The 21823-nt window shown below is 67.7% G+C and carries 23 protein-coding genes; 10 read left to right on the top strand and 13 right to left on the bottom strand.

From position 1 onward, the window contains the following. Positions 1-722: 722 nt before the first annotated feature. Positions 723-2336: a diguanylate cyclase gene (locus ACNFBT_RS12875; protein WP_416749847.1), complete on the bottom strand. Its 1614-nt coding sequence runs from the start codon at positions 2334-2336 to the stop codon at positions 723-725. Between the two features lie 286 nt (positions 2337-2622). On the opposite strand from ACNFBT_RS12875, the gene ACNFBT_RS12870 reads away from it, so the two are divergent. The 4 genes from ACNFBT_RS12870 to speA all read left to right on the top strand — a co-directional run bounded on the left by ACNFBT_RS12870 (position 2623) and on the right by speA (position 7360). Beyond that, the gene (locus ACNFBT_RS12870; protein ID WP_416749845.1) at positions 2623-3687 is read left to right on the top strand and encodes a DUF2333 family protein; all 1065 of its coding nucleotides are present in this window, start codon (positions 2623-2625) and stop codon (positions 3685-3687) included. Then, on the top strand, positions 3687-4229 hold the full coding sequence (locus tag ACNFBT_RS12865) for an NUDIX hydrolase (RefSeq protein WP_416749843.1): 543 nt from the start codon (positions 3687-3689) through the stop codon (positions 4227-4229). The genes ACNFBT_RS12870 and ACNFBT_RS12865 overlap by 1 nt, the downstream gene beginning before the upstream one ends. Positions 4230-4815: 586 nt before the next feature. Next, positions 4816-5187 (top strand): translation initiation factor Sui1, encoded by a 372-nt coding sequence (locus ACNFBT_RS12860; protein ID WP_416749841.1) that lies wholly within the window; start codon positions 4816-4818, stop codon positions 5185-5187. A gap of 259 nt (positions 5188-5446) precedes the next feature. Beyond that, a complete protein-coding gene (gene speA, locus ACNFBT_RS12855; RefSeq protein ID WP_416749839.1) occupies positions 5447-7360 on the top strand; it encodes an arginine decarboxylase in 1914 nt (637 codons plus the stop codon). A gap of 233 nt (positions 7361-7593) precedes the next feature. Here the strand turns inward: speA and ACNFBT_RS12850 are convergent, their stop codons facing one another. Then, positions 7594-9024, bottom strand: a complete 1431-nt coding sequence (locus tag ACNFBT_RS12850) for a PLP-dependent aminotransferase family protein (RefSeq protein WP_416749837.1) — start codon at positions 9022-9024, stop codon at positions 7594-7596. A gap of 261 nt (positions 9025-9285) precedes the next feature. Between ACNFBT_RS12850 and cbpA the strand changes: the two genes are divergently transcribed. Together cbpA and ACNFBT_RS12840 are read left to right on the top strand one after the other, a co-directional pair. Then, the gene (cbpA, locus tag ACNFBT_RS12845; protein ID WP_416749835.1) at positions 9286-10242 is read left to right on the top strand and encodes a curved DNA-binding protein; all 957 of its coding nucleotides are present in this window, start codon (positions 9286-9288) and stop codon (positions 10240-10242) included. Beyond that, a complete protein-coding gene (locus ACNFBT_RS12840) occupies positions 10239-10541 on the top strand; it encodes a chaperone modulator CbpM (protein WP_416749833.1) in 303 nt (100 codons plus the stop codon). The genes cbpA and ACNFBT_RS12840 overlap by 4 nt, the downstream gene beginning before the upstream one ends. 8 nt (positions 10542-10549) lie before the next feature. Here ACNFBT_RS12840 and ACNFBT_RS12835 read toward each other — a convergent pair whose 3' ends face one another. Further along, on the bottom strand, positions 10550-11305 hold the full coding sequence (locus tag ACNFBT_RS12835) for a hypothetical protein (RefSeq protein ID WP_416749831.1): 756 nt from the start codon (positions 11303-11305) through the stop codon (positions 10550-10552). 165 nt (positions 11306-11470) lie between these two features. Beyond that, complete coding sequence (locus ACNFBT_RS12830; RefSeq protein WP_416749829.1) at positions 11471-12031, bottom strand: NADPH-dependent FMN reductase; 561 nt, start codon at positions 12029-12031, stop codon at positions 11471-11473. A 184-nt stretch (positions 12032-12215) separates the two neighbouring features. Between ACNFBT_RS12830 and ACNFBT_RS12825 the strand changes: the two genes are divergently transcribed. From ACNFBT_RS12825 to ACNFBT_RS12815, 3 genes are read left to right on the top strand one after another with little or no spacing between them, the layout of a single operon-like run. Beyond that, positions 12216-12956: an NAD-dependent epimerase/dehydratase family protein gene (locus tag ACNFBT_RS12825; RefSeq protein WP_416749827.1), complete on the top strand. Its 741-nt coding sequence runs from the start codon at positions 12216-12218 to the stop codon at positions 12954-12956. Next, positions 12953-13435 carry a cupin domain-containing protein gene (locus ACNFBT_RS12820; RefSeq protein ID WP_416749825.1) on the top strand — a complete coding sequence of 161 codons (483 nt, stop codon included), beginning with the start codon at positions 12953-12955 and terminating at the stop codon, positions 13433-13435. Before ACNFBT_RS12825 ends, ACNFBT_RS12820 begins: the two co-directional genes overlap by 4 nt. Before the next feature lie 23 nt (positions 13436-13458). Next, entirely contained in the window at positions 13459-14304 is an 846-nt protein-coding gene (locus ACNFBT_RS12815; RefSeq protein WP_416749823.1) for an arylamine N-acetyltransferase family protein, read from the top strand. On the opposite strand, the gene ACNFBT_RS12810 is transcribed toward ACNFBT_RS12815, so the two are convergent. The 6 genes from ACNFBT_RS12810 to ACNFBT_RS12785 form a co-directional block, all read right to left on the bottom strand. Beyond that, positions 14295-14918: a hypothetical protein gene (locus ACNFBT_RS12810; protein ID WP_416749821.1), complete on the bottom strand. Its 624-nt coding sequence runs from the start codon at positions 14916-14918 to the stop codon at positions 14295-14297. The two genes, ACNFBT_RS12815 and ACNFBT_RS12810, sit on opposite strands and share 10 nt — an antisense overlap. Before the next feature lie 118 nt (positions 14919-15036). Beyond that, a complete protein-coding gene (locus ACNFBT_RS12805; RefSeq protein ID WP_416749819.1) occupies positions 15037-15492 on the bottom strand; it encodes a DUF2214 family protein in 456 nt (151 codons plus the stop codon). A gap of 85 nt (positions 15493-15577) precedes the next feature. Beyond that, a complete protein-coding gene (locus tag ACNFBT_RS12800; RefSeq protein WP_416749817.1) occupies positions 15578-16927 on the bottom strand; it encodes an MATE family efflux transporter in 1350 nt (449 codons plus the stop codon). A gap of 66 nt (positions 16928-16993) precedes the next feature. Next, the gene (locus ACNFBT_RS12795; protein WP_243804510.1) at positions 16994-17395 is read right to left on the bottom strand and encodes a YkgJ family cysteine cluster protein; all 402 of its coding nucleotides are present in this window, start codon (positions 17393-17395) and stop codon (positions 16994-16996) included. Between the two features lie 33 nt (positions 17396-17428). Further along, a complete protein-coding gene (gene idi / locus ACNFBT_RS12790; RefSeq protein ID WP_416749814.1) occupies positions 17429-18028 on the bottom strand; it encodes an isopentenyl-diphosphate Delta-isomerase in 600 nt (199 codons plus the stop codon). Positions 18029-18070: 42 nt separating this feature from the next. Further along, positions 18071-18520 (bottom strand): DMT family transporter, encoded by a 450-nt coding sequence (locus ACNFBT_RS12785; protein WP_416749812.1) that lies wholly within the window; start codon positions 18518-18520, stop codon positions 18071-18073. 91 nt (positions 18521-18611) lie between these two features. Between ACNFBT_RS12785 and ACNFBT_RS12780 the strand changes: the two genes are divergently transcribed. Further along, a complete protein-coding gene (locus ACNFBT_RS12780; RefSeq protein WP_416749810.1) occupies positions 18612-19025 on the top strand; it encodes an SRPBCC family protein in 414 nt (137 codons plus the stop codon). 11 nt (positions 19026-19036) lie between these two features. Here the strand turns inward: ACNFBT_RS12780 and ACNFBT_RS12775 are convergent, their stop codons facing one another. From ACNFBT_RS12775 to ACNFBT_RS12765, 3 genes are all read right to left on the bottom strand, one after another. Further along, on the bottom strand, positions 19037-19324 hold the full coding sequence (locus ACNFBT_RS12775; RefSeq protein ID WP_416749808.1) for a HigA family addiction module antitoxin: 288 nt from the start codon (positions 19322-19324) through the stop codon (positions 19037-19039). 15 nt (positions 19325-19339) lie between these two features. Next, positions 19340-19618 (bottom strand): type II toxin-antitoxin system RelE/ParE family toxin, encoded by a 279-nt coding sequence (locus ACNFBT_RS12770; protein ID WP_416749806.1) that lies wholly within the window; start codon positions 19616-19618, stop codon positions 19340-19342. Positions 19619-19697: 79 nt separating this feature from the next. Then, positions 19698-21722: an FAD-dependent oxidoreductase gene (locus ACNFBT_RS12765; RefSeq protein WP_416749804.1), complete on the bottom strand. Its 2025-nt coding sequence runs from the start codon at positions 21720-21722 to the stop codon at positions 19698-19700. Positions 21723-21823 lie beyond the last annotated feature (101 nt).

Genomic DNA, 21823 nt, shown 5'->3' with positions numbered 1-21823 from the left:
CGCATCGATGCGCTCGGCCAGCTGGCGCAGGCTGTCCAGTTCGCGCTGGATGTCCTCGGCCAGCGCCGGGTTGCCGCTTTCCACCAGTTTGGCGCGGGCGTGGGCCAGGCGGGTCAGGTGCAGGCCGGCTTGCAGCAGGGGCGTGCGGTACTCGGCGGCGGCGGGGTTCTGGCTGGCGTCGGCGTAGGCGCCGAGCTGGTCCAGGGCGGCCAGCAGGTCGCGCTCGGCCTGCAGCAGCAGGCCCTGCGGATCACCGGCCAGCTTGCCGGCGGCGAGCAACTGGTTGCCGCTGAACTGGCGCAGCTCGTCGAGGCTCGCGCCCAGCAGTTGCCCCAGGCTCTCCGGCAGTTGCGGCAGCTCCGCGGCCAGCTCGTCCAATGCCTGCTGGGCGGCTTTCTGCTTGAGTGCGTCACCGCTGCCCAGGTAGGCCTGGATGTTCTGCGCCACCTTGCGCTCGAAGCCCTGGGAGAGTTCCAGGTAGCGGTCCATCAGGGTGAACGGGCGCTCCAACGCGCGCTGCGACCACCACAGGGTGGCGCCCAGCGCGAGGCACACGAGCAGGAGCAGGAAGGTGTTGAGGTTGGTCAGCAGCTTGAGGCGCATGGCAGGTCTCGACCGACAGCGGAAACGGCGAGCCCTGACCCTATTGCAGTTTCGTTACTGGCTGATGACAAGGTGCCATTATCTGCTCGAAAACGGCGCGGCAGAGCGCCGCAGATCGATCAGCCGAACACCTCCACCCGATTGCGTCCGCCGTGCTTGGCGCGGTACAGCGCCTCGTCGGCCTGCTTGGCCAGGGTCTTGATGTCCATGTCCTCGCCCAGCTGGGCGATGCCGCAACTGAAGGTGCAGGTGAGGTCGCCGGGCTGCGCGGGGTAGTGGATCTCGGCGAAACGCTGGCGGATTTCCTCCAGCACCCGACGCGCCGTGTCGGCGCTGGTATCGGGCAGCACCACGGCGAATTCCTCGCCGCCGTAGCGGCCGATGTGGTCGGTCTTGCGCAGGCGCTGCTTGAGGAACAGTGCCAGGCTCTTGATCACCCGGTCGCCCATGGGATGGCCGAAGGTGTCGTTGACCCGCTTGAAATGGTCGATGTCGAGCATCGCGAAGGTCAGCGGCCGCCCCTCGCGGCGCGCGCGGAAACGGGCGTCGTCGAGCAATTGCAGGGTATGGGTGTGGTTGTACAGCCCGGTGAGGCTGTCGCGCACCATCCGTGCCTGCAGGCTGCGCGCACGGGCGGCGCGGTTACGCACGGTGGCGATCAGGTGGCGCGGCTTGATCGGTTTGGTGAGAAAGTCGTCGCCGCCTTCGCTCATGGCGTCGAGCTGCTTGTCCAGGTCGTCTTCGGCGGACAGATAGATGATCGGCACACTGACATAGCGCTCGTGCTGGCGAATCACCTTGGCCAGCTCCGTGCCCAGGCATTCGGGCATGTACATGTCGAGGATGATCAGGTCTGGCTGGAACTCGGCCAGCTCGGCCATCACCGACAGCGGCACGGTGAGCGCGCGGGTGACGATGCCGGCGTTGTTGAGGACCCTCTCGGTGTGCGCGCCCTGGGCCCGCGAGTCGTCGACGATCAGCACGCGGAATGGCTCGTAGTGCGCCACGCGGCTCAGGGTCTCGATCTTCTCCAGCACGGCGGAGGCGTCCAGCGCGCCGGTGAAGAAATCCTGGCCGCCGGCGCGGGCGGCGGCCATGCGGGTCGGGGTGTCGGTTTCCTCGTGGCTGAAGAACAGTACCGGCAGCTTCTGCCGCAGTCCGGCCTGGGCCTCGTCGGCCAGCGTCAGGCCCTGGCCCGTGCCGGCGAAGTTGATCTCCATCACGATGGCCGCCGGATGCCGCTCGGCCATGGCGGCGCGGAAGGCGTTGGCGCTTTCGCAGAGCTGCGCGGCCATGCCGAAGAACTCCAGCTGCTGGGCCAGGCGTTCGGCGCGGTCCTGGTCCTGCAGGGCCAGGTAGACCGGCTTGCGCAGCGGCGGCAGGCTGGTCTGCTCGTACTGGTCGCCGTGGCGCAATCCCGTGCGCGACAGGCGTTGCATCAGGCCGTTGAGTTCGCTGATCAGCCCGCTGGACAGGCGCCCGCGGTTGTCCTGCACGGCCCGCAGGCACTGGTCGACGGCCTTGGCCAGGTCGGCGTGCTCGGCCTGCCCGAAGCGCTCGGCGTAGCGTTGCAGGCGCAGGCAGGCTTCGGCCAGCTCGGCCATCCCGGCACTGCTCCACTCCGAGCGCGACAGACGCTGCCAGACCTCCAGCAGATGGCGGGCCTGGTGAATCACCCGCTGGGCGAAATGATGCTTGAGGCGGTCGAGATGCGGATCGTCGAGCTCGGTCATGGCGCGCTTCTTTATCAGTCCGTAATGAGGGCGTGCGAGCGGAGTGTTTCTACCGTGATACACAATGATGGCCGTATGCTACCAGCCCTGGATGGCAATAACAGTGCCTTCGGTCAAACGACATGCGCTTTGTAATTCGCGACGTTACCGCGCACCATGCGCAGGGTGGGCTGCACTGAGCCGCCGGGTGCGGCATGCTTGCGCGGCAGGACCGTTCCGCCAGGGCACCTCCGGGGCGGAATCGGGTCCAACCTCTCTTCGTTTTCGTGATGCTAAGGACTTTGCCATGTGGAATTGGAAGAAACGCGGCTCCGTGCGCGATCGCGTCGATGACTCGGTGGACGACGTGCGCGCCTACTTCGGCGGGCCCTGGCTGAGCCGCGTGCTCGGCGGTCTGCTGGGCGTCTACCTGGTGATCTGCGGTGTGATCGGCTGGTACTGGAGCCAGGAACCCGACCTCTTCCCCGTGCAGCAGAACGCCCAGGCCGCGGCCGAGCGTGCCGGCCGGCAGATGGTGGTCGGCTACACCACGGTGGAAACCCTCAAGGAAGTGGTCGCCACGCTGCTGAACAAGCCGGGCGGCTATCTCTCCAACGACATCTTCCCGCCGGGCGTCTGGCTGGACAACATGCCCAGCTGGGAATACGGCGCCCTGGTCCAGGTGCGCGACCTGTCCCGTGCGCTGCGCAAGGACTTCGCCCGTTCCCAGTCGCAGTCTACCGAGGACGCGGACCTGGCCCGGGCCGAGCCGCGCTTCAACTTCGACAACAAGAGCTGGGCGCTGCCGTCCTCCGAATCGGAGTACGCCGAAGGCATCAAGTCGCTGGACCGCTACCTGGTGCGCCTGTCCGCGAACCCGGCCGGTGCGCAGTTCTATGGCCGCGCCGACAGCCTGAACAACTGGCTGGGTGACGTTTCCACCCGCCTGGGCTCGCTGTCCCAGCGCCTCTCGGCCAGCGTCGGCCGGGTGAAGCTCAACACCAACATCAAGCCCACCGCGCCGGTGGCGCCGGGCGAGGCGCCGCAGGTCGAGGAAGAGCTGCAGGAGACCCCCTGGCTGCAGATCGACAACGTGTTCTACGAGGCCCGTGGCCAGGCCTGGGCGCTGTCGCACATCCTGCGCGCCATCGAAGTGGACTTCGCCGACGTGCTGGCGAAGAAGAACGCCACCGTCAGCGTGCGCCAGATCATCCGCGAGCTGGAGGCCGCTCAGGCCCCGCTGTGGAGCCCGATGGTGCTCAATGGCAGCGGCTTCGGCGTGCTGGCCAACCATTCGCTGGTGATGGCCAACTACATCTCCCGCGCCAACGCCGCGATCATCGACCTGCGCCAACTGCTGGCCCAGGGCTGATGATGGACGGGATCAGCGACAAGGAAGCCGCCCACCGGGCGGCTTCGGACGCCGAGTCGGTCGCCTGGGTTAATCGGGACGATGAACTCAAGGGCAGCCTGCCGCGGGCGGAGCTTCGCGAGCGCGGGCTGATCGGCCGGGGCACCTTCATCCTGTTGTTCAATACGGCCGGTGAGCTGTGCGTGCACCGCCGTACCCTGAGCAAGGCGATCTATCCCGGCTACTGGGACCCGGCCGCCGGCGGCATGGTGCTGGCCGACGAGAGCTACGCCGAATCCGCCGCCCGTGAGCTGGAAGAAGAGTTGGGCATTTCCGGCGTCGAGTTGCGCGAGCACGGCTCGTTCTTCTTCGACCAGCCGGACAACCGTCTCTGGTGCGCGGTGTTCTCCGCCGTCTCCGACGCGCCGCTCAAGTTGCAGCCGGAGGAGGTGATGGAGGCACGCTTCATCGACCCGCACCAGGTGCTGGCCGAGGCGAAGGCGGGGACGCCGTATTGCCCGGATTCGTTGGTGGCGTTGCGCAAGTATCTGGTCAGCTTCTGAAAAGCGTAGGGCGAATAACGCCGCAGGCGTTATCCGCCGTTTCGGGATAAGTGTTTCTGCGCCGCATCGGCCTGTTCGGATGTTTCTTGTTTCGCCCCCTCGGGCGAGTCCCTTTTGGCAAACGCCCCAAAAGGAACCAAAAAGGCTTGCCCCGACATCCGGCCCGGCTTCGCCGGGTTCCCCCTCGACAACACCATTTCTGGGGCACGCCGCGAAGGGCCATCCCTGGCCCATCGCGGCTCTGGCGGCATCCATGCCGCCAAACCCCGAAAATGGTGCCGCCGAGGGGCCTCCTGTAAGGGGCGATCGCGCGCCTGGGACTTCGATTTCTCGGTGAAGGTCGGATCTGTGGCGTTGTGAATAACCCCCACAAAACTCCTGTCGCCACCCTATGTCGCCAAACTACCGATCAATGACGCAATTCTGCTCTTAGCATTTGCCTTCAATGCTGCTAAATTGCGCGACCTTTCCGGCAGGGTCCTCCGCCGGGAATTGCGCAGCCCCTGCCTGAGTGGGGCGTCGCGGTCGGCGCCAGCCGGCCATTCGTTGACCTGGCCCTTAGAGGCCAATCCTGGGGAAACGCCCGGTGGTCAAGAAAGCATCCTCCCTGTCCGCCCTTGGCGGGCTCGTCTACTCCACTGATGCCGGCCGGCACTGCCCGGACTGCAATCAGCCCATTGCCGCATGCATCTGCAAGCAGGCCGGGATTCCGGCCGGCGACGGCATCGCTCGCGTGCGTCGCGAAACCAAGGGCCGCGGCGGCAAGACCGTGACCACGGTGACCGGCGTGCCGCTGGCGGCCGATGCGCTGAAAGACCTGGCCACCGCGCTGAAGAAGCGCTGCGGCACGGGTGGCGCGCTGAAGGACGGCATCATCGAGATCCAGGGCGACCACGTCGACCTGCTGCTCGAAGAGCTGGGCAAGCGCGGCCTCAAGGCGAAGAAATCCGGCGGCTGAGCCGACACCAGCGACAGATGCTCTTCTGTAGAGAAGGGGTTCCAGGCCATGCGCAATTCGCCCATGGCCGGCAAGCCCTTTCCCTAGAGGGGAGATTTATCGGTGCGCACTGGGCGCATCGTCGGATTTTCCTAAACTTACCGCCAACGTCGGCGGTCAACACGGCAACGTCACACCAGCCGACTAGGCTTTGACGACTCACCCGCTCGCCGGGCGGGGCGCCTGCATACATTCGAGACACTTGAGGAGACCACCCCGCATGGCCGCTAGACGGACCCGCAAAGACGACGGCAGCAACTGGACCGTGGCAGACAGCCGCAGCATCTACGGCATTCGCCACTGGGGCGCCGGCTATTTCGCCATCAACGACGCCGGCAATGTCGAAGTACGCCCGCAGGGCGCCAATGCCCAGCCGATCGATCTGCACGGGCTGGTCGACCAGCTGCGCGAAGCCGGCCTGTCGCTGCCGCTGCTGGTGCGTTTCCCGGACATCCTGCAGGACCGCGTGCGCAAGCTGACCGGCGCCTTCGACGCCAACATCGCGCGCCTGGAGTACACCAGCCGCTACACCGCGCTGTACCCGATCAAGGTCAACCAGCAGGAAGCGGTGGTGGAAAGCATCATCGCCACCCAGAATGTCTCCATCGGCCTGGAAGCCGGCTCCAAGCCGGAACTGATGGCCGTGCTGGCGCTGGCGCCCAAGGGCGGCACCATCGTCTGCAACGGCTACAAGGACCGCGAGTTCATCAAGCTGGCGCTGATGGGGCAGAAGCTCGGTCACAACGTGTTCATCGTGATCGAGAAGGAATCCGAGGTGCAGCTGGTGATCGAGGAGGCCGCCAACGTGGGCGTGCTGCCCCAGGTCGGCTTGCGCGTGCGCCTGTCCTCCCTGGCGTCCTCCAAGTGGGCCGACACCGGTGGCGAGAAGGCCAAGTTCGGCCTGTCCGCCGCGCAGCTGCTGTCGGTGGTCGAACGCTTCCGCGATGCCGGCCTGGACCAGGGCGTGCGCCTGCTGCACTTCCACATGGGGTCGCAGATCGCCAACCTGGCCGACTACCAGCACGGCTTCAAGGAAGCCATCCGCTACTACGGCGAACTGCGTGCCCTCGGCCTGCCGGTGGACCACGTGGACGTCGGCGGCGGCCTGGGGGTGGACTACGATGGCACCCACTCGCGCAATGCCAGCTCCATCAACTACGACATCGACGACTACGCCGGTGTGGTGGTGGGCATGCTCAAGGAATTCTGCGACGCCCAGGGCCTGCCGCATCCGCACATCTTCTCCGAGAGCGGCCGTGCGCTGACCGCGCACCACGCAGTGCTGATCACCCAGGTGACCGACGTCGAGCGGCACAATGACGAGCAGCCGAAGATCACCGATCTGGCCGAACAGCCGGAGATCGTCCAGTGGCTGGCCGACCTGCTCGGCCCGACCGACGCCGAGATGGTCACCGAGACCTACTGGCGCGCCACCCACTACATGAGCGACGCCGCCGCGCAGTACGCCGAGGGCAAGATCAGCCTGGCGCAGAAGGCCCTGGCCGAGCAGTGCTACTTCGCCATCTGCCGCCGCCTGCACAACCAGCTCAAGGCCCACCAGCGCTCGCACCGCCAGGTGCTCGACGAGCTCAACGACAAGCTCGCCGACAAGTACATCTGCAACTTCTCGGTGTTCCAGAGCCTGCCCGACACCTGGGCCATCGGCCAGGTGCTGCCGATCCTGCCGATCCACCGTCTGGGCGAAGAACCGACCCGCCGCGCGGTGCTGCAGGACCTGACCTGCGACTCCGACGGCAAGATCACCCAGTACGTCGACGAGCAGAGCATCGAGACCAGCATGCCGGTGCATGACGTGAAGGAAGGCGAGGACTACCTGATCGGCACCTTCCTGGTCGGCGCCTACCAGGAAATCCTCGGCGACATGCACAACCTGTTCGGCGACACCGACTCGGTGAACATCTACCAGAACGCCGACGGCAGCTACTACCACGCCGGCATCGAGACCCACGACACCATCGAGGACATGCTGCGCTACGTGCACCTGTCGCCCGAGGAGCTGATGACCCACTACCGCGACAAGGTCGCCGGGGCCAAGCTCACCGCGCGCGAGCGCACGCAGTTCCTCGATGCGCTGCGCCTGGGTCTGACCCGCTCGGCGTACCTGTCGTCCTGACGGGGCAGCACCCGTAAACGAAAGCCCCGCCTCGGCGGGGCTTTTTTCTTTCTACCGCCCCGCGCCGATGATCGACTGTAGGGCGTATAACCGTTCGCGGTTATACGCCGTTACACCCATTCCACGCCCACTCGCGTAGCTGGGCCAGGCGTACGATTTAAACGTGCCCAGGTCGAATCCCGCGCGTTCGGCAACTAAGGCCAATCGGCGGATAACGTCGAACGTTATCCGCCCTACGCCATCACCTTCGCCACCCGTTCCGCCAATCGCGCCGCCATCGGCTCGTCCACCACATTGGTGAAGCTCATCACCAATGCCGGCTCCCGCCGCGCCTCCGTGCACCAGGCATTGAGCGCCTGCAAACCCAGCCCGTCGGCATGGGCGCGGGCGGCGATGGCCAGGTCATCGCCGTCCACCGCACCGACCAGATTCAATCCGCCGGGCGTATCGGCGAAACGCAGCTGCTCGCCCAGCCGGGCCTCCAGCGCCGTGCGCAACCACTGCCGACGTTGCGCGTAGAGCGCGCGGGTGCGCTTGAGGTGGCGGGCGAAGTGGCCTTCCTGCATGAAGTCGCAGAGTGTCGCCTGCAGCAGTTCGGCGCAGCCGGAGGCGAACACCTGCTGGCTGCGCACGAAGCTTTCCACCAGCGCCGGCGGCACCACCAGGTAGCCCAGGCGCAGCGCCGGGTAGAGGACCTTGCTGAAGGTGCCGGTGTAGAGCACGCGGCCGCTGCGGTCGAGGCTTTTCAGCGCCGGCAGCGGGAAGCCGGCGTAGCGGTATTCGCTGTCGTAGTCGTCTTCGATGACCCAGGCGTTGGCGCCGGCCGCCCAGTCCAGCAGGGCCAGGCGGCGGGGCAGGCTGAGGGCGACGCCGGTAGGGCTCTGCTGCGACGGCGTGACCAGGGCGAAGCGGGCGTCCGGCGCGCGGGTGATACCGTCCTCCACCCGCAGGCCGTCGCCATCCACCGCCACCGCAACCGGCACGCCGCCGGCGCGGCGCAACAGTTCGCGGCCACGGGGGTAGCCCGGGTCCTCGTGCCAGAAGCCCTGGCCGGGTTCGAGCAGGGTGCGGCTGATCAGGTCCAGCGCGCCCTGGTAGCCGGCGCAGATGAACACCTGCGCCGGATCGCAGACTATCCCCCGGGAAATGCCCAGGTACCCGGCTACCGCCTCGCGCAGCGGGCCGTAGCCGCAGGGCTCGGGATAGGCCAGGGTCGCCGCGCCCTGCTGGCGCAGGCGGCGCGCGCACAGGCGCGACCAGAGTGCGCGGGGGAAGGCGTCCAGCGCCGGCAGGCCGAGCTGCAGCGGCCGGATGGCCGGGCCGTGGGCGATCACCCCGGGCAGGCTGCGTTCCACCGTGGCCGGGTCGAGCACCACGGGCGGGGCCGGTGAGGTCCGCCCGGCGAGCTGCGGCGAGACCACGGTGCCCGCCGGGCCGCGCGCCTGCAGGTAGCCCTCGCTGGTCAGCAACTGGTAGGCCAGCTCCACCGTGCCCCGCGCCACCCCCAGGTCGCCGGCCAGCCCGCGCACCGGCGGCACGCGCTCGCCGGGGCGCAGCGCGCCACGGGCGATGGCGTCCTTGATGCGCTCGTAGAGCTGGCGGTAGATCGGCAGAGCCTGGCCGGGGTCCAGCGGCTGGCGGAACGAGTCGATGGGCGCAGTCATGGCCTGTGCAGTTCGCGATGGAGTGGGAAGAGTGACTATGCCATGACCCGCATCAGGTCGGCCCGGCAAATGCGGTGCAGGATCAGCGTCTAGGCTTCTGGGCAGTGTTGAAAAGCGGGCGCACCGTCTCCATCTGTAAGGCACAACCCGCTTTTTCCACCTGTTCGCCTCGCTGTGCGCGCAGCGGCTCCGGCTGCCTGCGCGATCCCCTTGTATTCAGGCGCCGACAGGTCCAACGCATGTGAGGAGTGACCGATACCGATGGAATTCAAGGATTACTACGCGGCCCTGGGCGTAGCCCCCGACGCCGACGAGAAGGCGATCAAGACCGCCTACCGCAAACTTGCGCGCAAGTACCACCCGGACGTCAGCAAGGAGCCGGATGCCGAGGCGCACTTCAAGGAAGTCTCCGAAGCCTATGAAGTGCTCAAGAGCCCGGAGAAGCGCGCCGAGTACGACGAGCTGCGCAAATACGGCCAGCAGGGGCCGCAGTTCGAGGCGCCGCCCGGATGGCAGCCGCGCGGCGGCTTCGACGGCCCGCCACCGGGGCACGAGCAGGATTTTTCCGACTTCTTCGAGCAAATCTTCGGCGCCCGCGCCGGAGCCGGCGGGGGGGCGCGCCAGCCACGCGCCCACCGTGGCCAGGACGTGGAAATGGAAGTGCCACTGTTCCTCGAGGAATCCCTCTCCGGCGACAGCCGGCCGATCAGCTTCAGCCTGCCCAGCTATGACGAGTACGGCCGCAAGCTGCCGCCGCAGAGCAAGACGCTGAACGTGAAGATCCCGGTAGGCACCACCGACGGCGAGCGCATCCGCCTCAAAGGGCAGGGCGCGGCGGGGATCAACGGCGGGCCGGCGGGCGACCTGTACCTGGTGATCCGCCTGGTGCCGCACCCGATCTTCGACGTCGATGGCCGCGACCTGGTCGTCACCGTGCCGGTGGCGCCCTGGGAAGCCGCGCTGGGCGCCAAGGTGGAAGTGCCGACCCTGGGCGGCCGGATCAACCTCGGCATTCCCGCCTCGAGCCAGGCCGGCCAGCGCCTGCGGATCAAGGGCAAGGGCCTGCCGAACAAGGGCGACGCCGCGCCCGGCGATCTCTACGCCGTGCTCAAGGTGGTGATGCCGAAGAACGCCGACGAGGCGACTCGCAAACTCTGGGAAGAACTGGCCGCCAAGGCGACCTTCGATCCCCGTGCCGATTGGGGTAAACGCGCATGACGACGACAGTGATGGTGGTGGACCTCGACGAGCTCTGCCAGTCGGTGAACCTGCCCCGGGATGTGCTCGTCGAGATCGTCGAGGTGGGCATTGTGGAGCCCTGCGAGCAGCGCGGCGGCCATTGGGTCTTCGATTACCGGGCGGTCGGCGTGGTGCGCCGCGCCGTGCGCCTGCGCCGCGAATTCGAGTTGGACTGGCCGGGCATCGCCCTGGCCCTGCGCCTGCTGGATGAGGTGGACGAGCTGCGCGCGGAGAACCGCTACCTGCGCCAGCGGCTGGCGCGCCTGCTGGAGGACTGAGCGGGGCGCTACTGCGCGGCCGCGGCGGTGGCCTGGTCCAGCGGAATGAACTGCACCAGGCCGAGGATCGGCGCGGCGAGTATGCCCTGCACATAGTTGATGCCGCTGCGGCGCAGGCTTTCATGGGTCATCTGCGCCAGCAGTTCCAGGCGGCCGATCATGCGGCCGAATTCCCGCTCGAAGGACAGGTTGCGCCCGGCGGCGCTGATCTCGTTGGACAGCAGCAACGGCTGGCCCTGGGCATCGGTGCGGCTGGCCAGCAACCAGGCGGCGACCTCGATGTTCCACGCGGCGTTGGCGGTCTTCTGCGCGTTCAGCCCGCTGAGCAGGTGCTGGGTGTCGGTGCCGCCGTAGAGCTCGAAGAGCATGCTGCCGATCCCGTAGATCAGCGTGCCGGCGCGGTCCCCCTCGAAGTCCGGGGCGAAGGCCAGCGCCATGGCGGCGATGGATTTCCGGTTGTCCAGGCCCGGCAGTGGTTGTTGCTCGGTGATGGCCGTCATGACCTTCTGCTGCGCCGCGTCCAGCGTCGCGGCGCCGGTCTTTTTCCATTCCCGGGGATTGCGCTTGTAGAGCTTGTCGAGCAACAGCGACAGGCTTTCCAGGTTGTCGCGCATGGCCAGGTTGGCGGCTCGGTTGGCATCGTTCTGCAGCAGCTGGCCGGAGTGGAAGTCCTGGCCGTCGACGTCTTTCTTCACTGGCGGCGAACTGCACGCCGCGAGCAGCGCAAAGGCAGGGAAGCAAAGGGTGAGGTAGCGCAGGAGCATTGCGGGGCCGGGCGGGAAAGCGGCCCTGAACCTTGGCGCGGGAAGCGCCGGGCGACCAGACGCAGCGGCGGGGAATCGGACGTCGTTGGGCGGCCTGCGACAGGCTGCACAGATCGGACGGGGAATTGCGGGGGGAAAGCGCCGGCGGGGCCGGCGCTGCGCTGATCAGCGCGGCTGGTTCTGCTCGATCCAGCGGGCGAAGGCGTCGACGATGCTTTGCAGGAAGGGCTGGGTTTTCTCGGACAGTTGCCCGGCCTCGTCGAAGAAGCTGCCGGCGCCGCCCAGATAGGCCTCCGGCTGCTGCAGTACCGGCATGTTGAGGAACACCAGCGACTGGCGCAGGTGATGGTTGGCGCCGAAGCCGCCAATGGCGCCGGGCGAGGCGCTGACCACCGCGCAGGGCTTGCCGTTCCAGGCGCTCTTGCCGTAGGGGCGCGAGCCCACGTCGATGGCGTTCTTCAGCACACCGGGCACCGAGCGGTTGTACTCCGGGGTGACGAACAGCACTGCGTCAGCGCGGCGGATGCGTTCGCGGAAAGCCGTATAGCTGGCCGGCGGCGTGGCGCTGTCGTGTTCCTCGTTGTACAGCGGCAGATCACCGATCTCCACGATCTCCAGCTTCAGGTTGGCCGGTGCCAGTCGGACAAAGGCCTTGGCGACCTTACGGTTCAGGGATTCCTTGCGCAGGCTGCCGACCACGACGGCGACATCGAAGACTTGGCTCATGACGACTCCTTCAAGAACGGGTATTGAGCCGTTTGTTATAGACGATGACGGCGGTTCTGCGCGGATCTGGATCAACTGCCATGGCTTCATGTCCCAGTGAGTTTGAATGATCTTGGCTCTGTGGGCTGGGGCATGGCGCGGCTAGATTGGGCGCCTGTCCCAGCCGTCCGTTTCGAGGTCGACCATGTGCATGAAAGTGTTCTTCGCCGGTGCCAGCGGCGCCATCGGCAAACGCCTGCTGCCGCTGCTGCTGGAGCGCGGTTACCAGGTGCTTGCCGTGAGCCGTTCGCCGCAGCGCGCCGCCGCGCTGGAGGCGGCGGGCGCCCGGGCGAGTGTCCTGGACGTCTACGACGCCACGGCACTGCGCGAGGCCGTGGTGGCGTTCCAGCCGCGCTGGGTCATCCATCAGCTCACCGACCTGCCGGCCGGCCTGGACCCGGTGCAGATGCCCGCCGCCCAGCTTCGCAATGCCCGCCTGCGCCGCGAAGGCACCGCCAACCTGGTGGCCGCCGCCCTGGCCGCTGGCGCCGAGCGCATGGTGGCGCAGAGCATCGCCTGGGCCTATGCCCCGGGCGAATTGCCGCTGCACGAGGAGCAGCCGCTGGACCTGGAGGCTGACGGTGGTCGCGCCATCAGCGTCGGCGCTGTGGCGGCACTGGAGACCGCCGTGCTTGACGCTGCGCCCATGGCAGGCATCGTGCTGCGCTACGGCCGGCTGTATGGGCCGGGAACCGGCAGCGAAGCACCGGACCCGCGCCTGGCCGTGCATGTGGATGACGCCGCCCATGCCGCGTTGCTGGCGCTGGAGTGGGGCGCGCGGGGTTGCTACAACGTGGCCGAGCAGGACATCGAGGTCAGCTCTGCCAAGGCCCGCCACCGCCTGGGTTGGCAGCCGGGCTTCCGCTTGCAGGGAGCTCGCCCGTGAGCCCCGCGTTGGGCCGTGAGGTTCGCGCCGGACTGTTGCTGGTCGCCGCCGTGGCGGCCGGTGCGCTGCTCTGGCAGCCCTGGTCGCGTCCCCTGGTCCAGCTCTCCGCCGGCCAGGCGCAACCCCAGGCCGGCGCGCGGCCGGCTACCCAGGTCAGCCGCCTGTCCTGTGAACCGCTGGCGGAGCTGCCCGGCAAGGTCGTCACCACGCTGCGGGTGGACTTCCCGCCCAATGGCTTTACGCCCGCGCACCGGCACCCCGGCGCGGTCACCGCTATCGTTGTCAGCGGCCAGGTGCGCTCACAGATGCAGGGCTTGCCGGCACGGACCTACGGCGCCGGGGAAACCTGGTTCGAACCCAATGGCGAGCTGCACCTGTTCGCCGAGAACCCCAGCGCCAGCGAGCCGGCCCGGCTGCTCGCGGTGATCATCAGCGACGAGCACTGCGGTCCGCTGGTGATCCCCGAACCCACCCATTGAATGTTTCGCGAAAGGAGATTCGCATGACCCCGCTCAGCCCCTTCACCGCCGACCAGCTCGACGCCACCCTGGCCCGCCTCGGCCTGCCATTGGAACGCCCGGCGCCGAGCCTGGCGAACCTCGATCGGCTGATCGACGCGGCGCTGCACCAGTTGCCCTTCGAGAACCTCGATGTGCTCCTGGAAAAGGACGTGGACATCGACCCGCAGGCGGTCTTCGCCAAGGTGGTGGAGCAGCGCCGTGGCGGCTACTGCTTCGAGCTGAACAACCTTTTCGCGCGCCTGCTGACCAGCCTCGATTACCGGGTGACGCTGCTGGTCGGACGGGTGCGCTGGGGCTTGCCGGCCGACGCGCCGCTGACCCCGCAGTCGCACCTGCTGCTGCGGGTCGACCTGGAGGAAGGCGCGTACCTGGTGGACATCGGCTTTGGCGGCCCGGCATCGCCCCGCGCGTTGCCGCTGCGGCTGAACGAGGAGTTGCCCGGTGGCTGGCGCCTGACCGGCGAGTTGGGCGGCGAGCTGGAGATGGCGGCCCGCTCCAGCTCCGGCTGGCAAACGCTGTACCGCTTCACCCTGCAGCCGCAGCCGTGGATCGATTACGCCATGCGCAACTGGTACACCTCGACCCATCCGCAGAGCGTGTTCCGCCTTTCCCTGCGCGTGGCCTTCAGCGAGGACGGTGCCCGGTTGTCGCTGTACAACGGCCAGTTCACCCGGCGTACCGCCAGCGGCGCGGTCGAGCAACACAGCATCGAGGATGCGGACGAGTTGCTGGCGGTGTTGGGCGAGCGCTTCCACCTATGGCCGGCGGAGCAGGACGTGCCCGCCTTGCGGCGGCGCCTGGGGGAATTGCTCGCGGCTCAGCGCTGAGTTGCGCCGGGGTTTTCGCCGGCTATCGCAGGTGGTTCCGCCGGCATGGCGATGGCCAGGCGAACGGTGCGCCCGGCCAGCCGGTTGCGCTGCACCACGCCGCCGGGGGCGCCTTCGAACCACTGCCCCTGCAGGTCCGACGCGCGGCAGTAGAGGCTCCTGGGGCTGCCGTCCGCCGGGGCAATCCAGCGACACTGGCCGTCGAAGATGAGCGTGCCCTGGCGAGGCATCTCGGGCTCACCGGCGGGCAGCCGGTCGCGAACGACCAGGCCCGCCAGGGCGACGTCGGCGCGATTGCTGTCGGAGTAGATGGGCAACGAGCTGCCATCGAGCTCGATACGGATGCCGCTCAGTTCAAGCGTGCAGCCGTCGCGGCGTTGTTCGAGCGGCACCACGAAGCTGATGCGACGTGGCCGCTCGCCATTGCCCGGGGTTTCGAAGAGGCGGTGCCGGCTCTCCTGGGTGCAGGCGCTGTTGTGCGGGGCGACGTACAAGGCATCGCCGGTGAACTTGAAGTCACCGGGCAGATCGGCCTCCAGGGTGAAGTCGTTGCTCGCGCAGCCGCCCAGGCCAAGGCTGAGCAGGAAAGCGAGGCGGGTGGCGGGAGGGTGCATGGGGATGTCCTGCGGCAGTTCGGCGGGCTGCGCAGGAGCATCCTTGGATCAGGGAGGCGCCGGAATCGGAGTTGTCCCGAAGCTTCGTGGGACTGTGCCGATCAGTGCGGCGTCGGTATCAGCCGATCATTCCGTAGCCGCGCGCCATCAGGGTGGCCAGCAGCGGCAGGATCAACAGGACCAGCAACTCCAGGCGGATGGTCATGGTTACCAGTCTGCACTGGCGCGCGCTGACCTGCGGCACGCGGCCGGCCCTGAGGTCGTTGCGCCAGTTGAGGAAGGTCATGGTCGGCAGGATCGACAGCAGCGCGACCAGCACGAACAGTCCGATCTTGGCGTGGAACAGGCTGTTGTGCAGGTAGTACTCGGTGCCTTTGGCGAACCACAGCACCCGCGCTGCGCCGGTCAGCAGCACCACACCGGCGCAGGCGCCATAGCCGATGTCGACGACGATCAGGCTGCGCGCACGCTCCAGGTCCAGCGGCAAGCGGAACAGGCGGTGCTCCAGCACCAGCAGGGCGAACAGGACGAAGATCGACAGGTAGTGCAGGTAGGCGGCAATGGCTTGGGCCATGGAGCGGGTCCTTCTGGTGGGGCCTTCGGTGGGTGGAGGGTGTAGTGGGATCGGCCTGAGATGTGCAAACGCAGTCGCCAGCGTCTCACGTCTCGGCGGGCACCTGCCAGGCGTCGTGGCGCGTCAGCCTCCAGGCGTAGGCCCCGAGAATCAGCCCGCGCAGCAACATGAAGCATAGGAAGGTCAGCCACAAACCGTGATTACCGAAGGGTTGCAGCAACAGGCCCAGCGGCAGGCTGGCGGCGCAGGCCAGGAGCATGGCGTTGCGCATCTCGCGGGCGCGGGTAGCGCCGATGAACAGGCCGTCCAGCAGGTAGCTCCACAGGCCGATCAGCGGCAGGCAGGCGAGGTAGGGCAGGTATTGGTCGGCGGTGGCGCGCACCTCGGGGATATCGCTCTGCAGGGCGATGAACAGGTGCCCGCCGAAGGTGAAGAAGGCCACGAACAGGAGGCTGGCGATCAGCGACCAGCCGCAGGCCACCACCAGCGAGCGCCGCAGCGCGGTGCGGTCGCGGCCGCCGATGGCATGGCCGCACAGGGCCTCCACCGCGTGGGCGAGACCGTCCAGGGCATAGGAGGTGACCATCAGGCCATTGAGCAGCAGCGCATTGGCGGCCACCGTGGCGTCGCCCAGGCGCGTGCCCTGCACGGTGAGCAGGAAGAACACACCCTGCAGGGCCAGGCTGCGGATGAAAATGTCGCGGTTGACCATCAACAGCGGCCGCCAGCTCGCCCAGGCACGCAGGCGCGTCCAGTCCGGCTGGCCGGGGTAGCGCTTGAGCGCTCCGCCGGTCAGCGCGAGGCCGAGCAATGCACCGCTCCACTCGGCGATCACCGAGGCCCGCGCGGCGCCGGCCACGCCCCATTCCAGGCCGAGCACGAACCACAGATCGAGGGCGATGTTGATCAGGTTGGTGGTGAGCAGGATCGCCAGCGGCGCGCGGGCATTCTGCGTACCGAGGAACCAGCCGACCAGCGCGTAGGTGGCCAGCGCCGCCGGCAGGCCGAGCAGGCGGATGTGGAAGAACTCGCGGGCCAGTGTGTCGAGCTCGGCGGAGGGACGCATCAGCGCCAGGGCCGGATCGGTCAGCGGCACCGCCAAGGCGCCGAGCAGCAGCGCCAGTCCCAGGGCGAGCAGCAGGCCCTGGCCAAGGATGCGCCGCAGCGCGCCGCCGTCGCTGCGGCCGGCGGCCTGGGCGGCGAAGCCGGTGGTGCCCATGCGCAGGAAACCCAGCACGCCCACCAGCAGGGTGTAGAGCCCGCCGCCGACGGCCACCGCACCCAGCTGGTGGGCGTGCGGCAGGTGGCCGATGACCGCGCTGTCCACCAGGGTGACCAGGGGCACGGAGACGTTGGAGAGGATCATCGGCGCGGCCAGCGCCCAGACCCGGCGGTGGGTCGGCTGGTGACGCCAGGCTTCGAGCAGGGGATTCATGCGGGGCTCCTGAATTGGCCCGCAGTATAGCGAGCCGGGAGTGCCCGGGATTTCAGTCCGTGTCGATCAATCCGCTTTCTTGCGATAGGCGCAGTAGCCGGGGCGCGGGCCGACCTGCGGGTGGTTGCGGCAGGTGTCCGGGCGCTTGGCGTAGACGGTGCACAGGCGCGTCTTGCGATCGAGGAAGTAGCAGTCGCCGTTGCTGGTGCGGGTCAGGGTGAAGATGCCGCTCTTCTGGTTGAAGCGCTCGACGATGCCTTCCTTCAGCAGGCGCTTGGCGATGTTCTTCGCCGGCTCGTCGCGCTCGAATTCATCGACGACGCCGATGCGGATCAGGTCGTTGACGTTCACTTCCGCCGGCATGGTGCAGCAGGTGGCGTTGCAATCCTTGCACAGACCCGAGGTGTACTTGGCCCAGGTTTCCAGGCGGTCCAGTTCGGCGTTGGCGATCAGCGGGGGTTTTCTCATGGCGGCATTCGGCAGGGTGAAGCGAGGCGCGCATCATAGTGGCCGGCGCGAAGAATTGCGCGGCCTTTCGACGAACTGAGGACCCTGGTGTGCGGAGAGGACCGCGAGCCCGCCGTGGTCGTGCAGGTATTGGCGGAAGCTCGGGTAGCAGAGGCGGAACCACGGCGTGAAGCGCTCCGGGTGCGCGGCCATCTCGGTTTCCAGGTCGGCCAGGGCGATATAGCGGAAGTCGTCGGCTTCCGCGGGATCCGGGTGCGGCGTCTGGTCGTCGATGGCGCCGAACAGGTGGCCGTACTCGTGCTCGGTCATGCCGTTGGCCAGCTCCAGGCGATAGCTGAACTCGAACAGCTTGTGCAGCGAGACCTGTACGCCCATTTCCTCGCGCAACCGGCGCTCGGCGGCGTGCTGCGCCGACTCGTCCGGGTACGGGTGGCCGCAGCAGCTGTTGCTCCACAGTCCGCCGCAGTGGTACTTGCCCAGGGCGCGGCGTTGCAGCAGCAGCTCGCCGGCACCGTTGAACAGGTACACCGAGATGGCCCGGTGGCGCAGCCCCTGGTGATGCGCCGCGTGCTTCTCCATCGTGCCGATCGGGTTGTCGTGTTCGTCGACCAGGATCACCTGGATGTCGGTCATGGGATTCTCCGGCGAGCGCAGCGTCCGCTGTCTTCCAGCTTATCAGCCCTTGCGGATCATCCAGATGCCGACGGCGATGGCGGCCATGCCGGCGACCTTGAGGCCGCTGACCGGCGCTTCGCGGAAACCGGCCCAGCCGAAGTGATCGAGGGTCATGGCCATGCCCAGTTGGCCGGCGAGCACCAGCACCATGAACATCAGCGCACCGACGCGCGGCGCGGCGAAGGCGGCGATGAAGATGAAGAACATGCCGAGGAAGCCGCCACACCACTGCCACCACGGCAGCTCGCGCAGGGCATTGATGCTGGGGAACTCCCGGTTGGCCAGGGTCAGCACCAGCAGGCCCATGGTGCCGACGAAGAAAGAGATCAGCGCGGCGGCCAGCACGCTGGACACCTGTTTGGCCAACTGGCCGTTGATGCCGGCTTGCAACGGCAGGCAGGCGCCGGCGATCAGGGGTAGTACGAACATCCACCAGGGCGGCGTGGGCATGGAATGACTCCTGGGCAATCGAAGCGAAAAGGGCAGCCGGCTAGTATGCACCAGACTGGAGTTTCTCTCCGCCCCGACTCCTGGAGCCGCCATGACGACCTTGCCCTCCCGCACCCTGAGTGTTCGCATCGAGCGACGCTGGAGCGAAGCCTACGAATTTCTCGCCGCGCCGCAGAACTTCCCGCGCTGGGCGTCGGGGCTGTGCCACGCGATCGAGCCGCTGCAAGGCGACCTGTGGCTGGCGCAGACGCCGCAGGGGCCGCTGCGGGTGCGCTTTTCACCGCGCAACGCATTCGGCGTTCTGGACCATGCGGTGCTGCCCGAGGACAGCCCGGCGATCCATATTCCGCTGCGGCTGATCGCCAATGGCGAGGGCTGCGAGTTGCAGCTCACGCTGTTTCGCCAGCCGCAGATGGACGACGCCACCTTTCAACGGGATGCGCAGTGGGTGGAGAAGGATTTGCAGGCGATCAAGGTGTTACTGGAGTCCCAGGCCCAGCTCTGATCGGCAGGGGCTTACGCTACTGCCTGCAATCGGGCGATGTGCGGGTGGGACTGCTGACTGACCTGCCAGAGGTCGTAGGCGGCCTGCATCGCCAGCCAGTGGCGGGCGACGCCCACGCCGGCCTGTTCCAGACGCCAGGCCAGATCGGCACTGATGGGCGCACGGCCATGGAGAACCCTGGACAGGTGCGGCCGGCTTACACCAAGGTGAGCCGCCAGCGCGGTCACGGAAAGGCAAAGTTCCGGCAACGCATCCTCAAGGAGGATTTCGCCAGGGTGGGGCGGGTTGTGCATCGCCATGCAGTGGTCCTCCGGTCAGTGGTAGTCGAGATAGTCCAGCAGCTCCGCGTCGCTGTCGATGAAGCGGAAGATGACCCGCCAGTTGCCTGAGACGCTGACGGCCCAGTAGCCGGACAGCGGGCCTTTCAGTCCATGCAGGCGGTAACCGGGCAGGTCCATGTCCCTGGGGCTGTTGGCGGTATCCAGTGCGGCAAGGATGCGTTGCAGCCTGGGCACGTGATCGGCCCTCACTCCGCGAGTATCACCCTGCTGGTAAAGGGCGCGCAGCCCTTTGTGGCGGAAGCTCCTGATCATCGCTGGACTGTAATCTAACAGATTACAGTCGCCCTAGCTGAGATGCTTGTGGGAGATTGCCTCCTCGTAGGCGCTGAACCTACAGCCGAGCGGCGAGCACCGCGCCCTCGCGGATTGCCCGCTTGGCATCTAGCTCCCGCGCCACGTTCGCGCCGCCGATCACGTGGTAGCGCAGGTTCTCCGCCGCCAGCGTCGGTTGCAGTTCCAGCAAGGGCTCCTGCCCGGCGCAGATCACCACGTTGTCTACCCCTAGGCACTGCTTCTGGCCATCGATGCGCAGATGCAGGCCGTCATCGTCGATGTGCAGGTACTCCACGCCGCCCTGCATATGCACGTGGTGCTGCTTGAGGTGAGCGCGGTGCACCCAGCCGCTGGTCTTGCCCAGCCCCGCGCCGGGTTGACCGGCCTTGCGTTGCAGCAGCCAGAGCTGCCGGCGGGGCGCCGCTGCGATCGGCGGGATCAGCCCGCCCGGCGTGGCGTTGTCCAGGTCGATGCCCCACTGGCCCAGCCATTCGCCCAGCGGTTGCGGGCCGTCGCGTTCGGCGAGGAGGAAACTGGCGACGTCGAAGCCGATGCCGCCGGCGCCGATCAGCGCGACCTTCTCGCCCACCGGTGCGCCGCGCAGCACGTCGAGGTAGCTGAGTACCTTGGGATGGGTGATCCCCGGAATCGACGGCGTGCGCGGCCGGATACCGGTGGCGACTATCACCTCGTCGTATTCCCCGCTCAGTTCGCCGCGTTTGATACGCCGGCCCAACTGCACCTCGACGTCCAGTTCGCCCAGCCGCACGGCGAAGTAGCGTAGCGTCTCGTGGAACTCCTCCTTGCCCGGCACACGCTTGGCCAGGTTGAACTGCCCGCCGATCTCCCTACTGGCCTCGAACAGCGTCACCCGGTGTCCGCGCTCGGCGGCCACGCAGGCGGCGGAAAGCCCGGCGGGACCTGCGCCGATCACTGCGATGCGCTTGTGCACTCTGGCCTTGCGGTAGCGCAGCTCGGTCTCGAAGGCCGCGCGCGGGTTCACCAGGCAGCTGGCGCGGCGGTTGGCGAAGGCGTGGTCGAGGCAGGCCTGGTTGCAGGCGATGCAGGTGTTGATCGCCTTGGCGCGCCCGGCGGCGGCCTTGGCCACGAACTGCGGGTCGGCCAGCAGCGGGCGGGCCATGGAGACCATGTCCGCGTGGCCTTCAGCGAGCAGTCGTTCGGCGACCTCCGGGGTGTTGATGCGGTTGCTGGCGATCACCGGTACCCGCAGCTCGCGGCGCAGGCGCGCGCTGACTTCGGCGAAGGCCGCGCGCGGTACCGAGGTGACGATGGTCGGCACCCGCGACTCGTGCCAGCCGATGCCGGTGTTGAGCAGGTCGATGCCGGCGCTTTCCAGCGCACGGGCAACGGTGCGCACCTCGTCCCAGCTATTGCCGCCTTCCACCAGATCCAGCAGCGACAATCGATAGCTGATGATGAAGCGCTCGCCCACTGCGCGGCGGATGCGCCGGACGATCTCCAGCGGCAGGCGCATGCGGTTGCCCAGGTCGCCGCCCCAGCGGTCGCGGCGCTGGTTGGTGCGCGGGCAGAGGAACTGGTTCAGCAGGTAGCCCTCGCTGCCCATGATCTCCACGCCGTCATAACCGGCGGCTTGGGCCAGCTTCGCGCAGCGGACGAACGCGGCGATGGTGCGCAGGATGCCGCGCTCGGAGAGTTCGCGCGGACTGAACCAGCTGATCGGTGACTTGATCGGCGAGGCGGACACCACCAGCGGGTGATAGCCATAGCGCCCGGCATGCAGGATCTGCAGGAGGATCTTGCCGCCCTCGCGCTGCACCGCCTGGGTCAGGCGTCGGTGTGCCGGCACCTGCAGGCCGCTGGTGAGGCTGCTGCCCAGCGGCAGCAGCCAGCCTTCGCGGTTGGGCGCGAAGCCTCCGGTGATGATCAGCCCGACGCCGCCGCGCGCCCGCTCGCGGTAGTAGGCGGCGAGCTTGCCGAAGTCCCACAGGCGGTCCTCCAGCCCGGTGTGCATCGAGCCCATCACCACGCGGTTGCGCAGCTGGGTGAAGCCCAGGTCGAGCGGGGCGAGCAGGTGAGGGTAGGGCGAGGCGGGAGCGGACATGGAATAAACCGTGGGCATTTGAGTTCCCATCACCCTATTGGCTTGCCGTGCGTCGGTGAACGGCCCGAATGCCGTGCCGTTCGGGCATTTCGGTCAAGCCG

Origin of the sequence: Pseudomonas sp. NY15181, from assembly GCF_048068055.1 — a bacterium.
Lineage (GTDB): Bacteria > Pseudomonadota > Gammaproteobacteria > Pseudomonadales > Pseudomonadaceae > Pseudomonas.
This window is presented reverse-complemented; position numbering and strand designations above follow the sequence as displayed.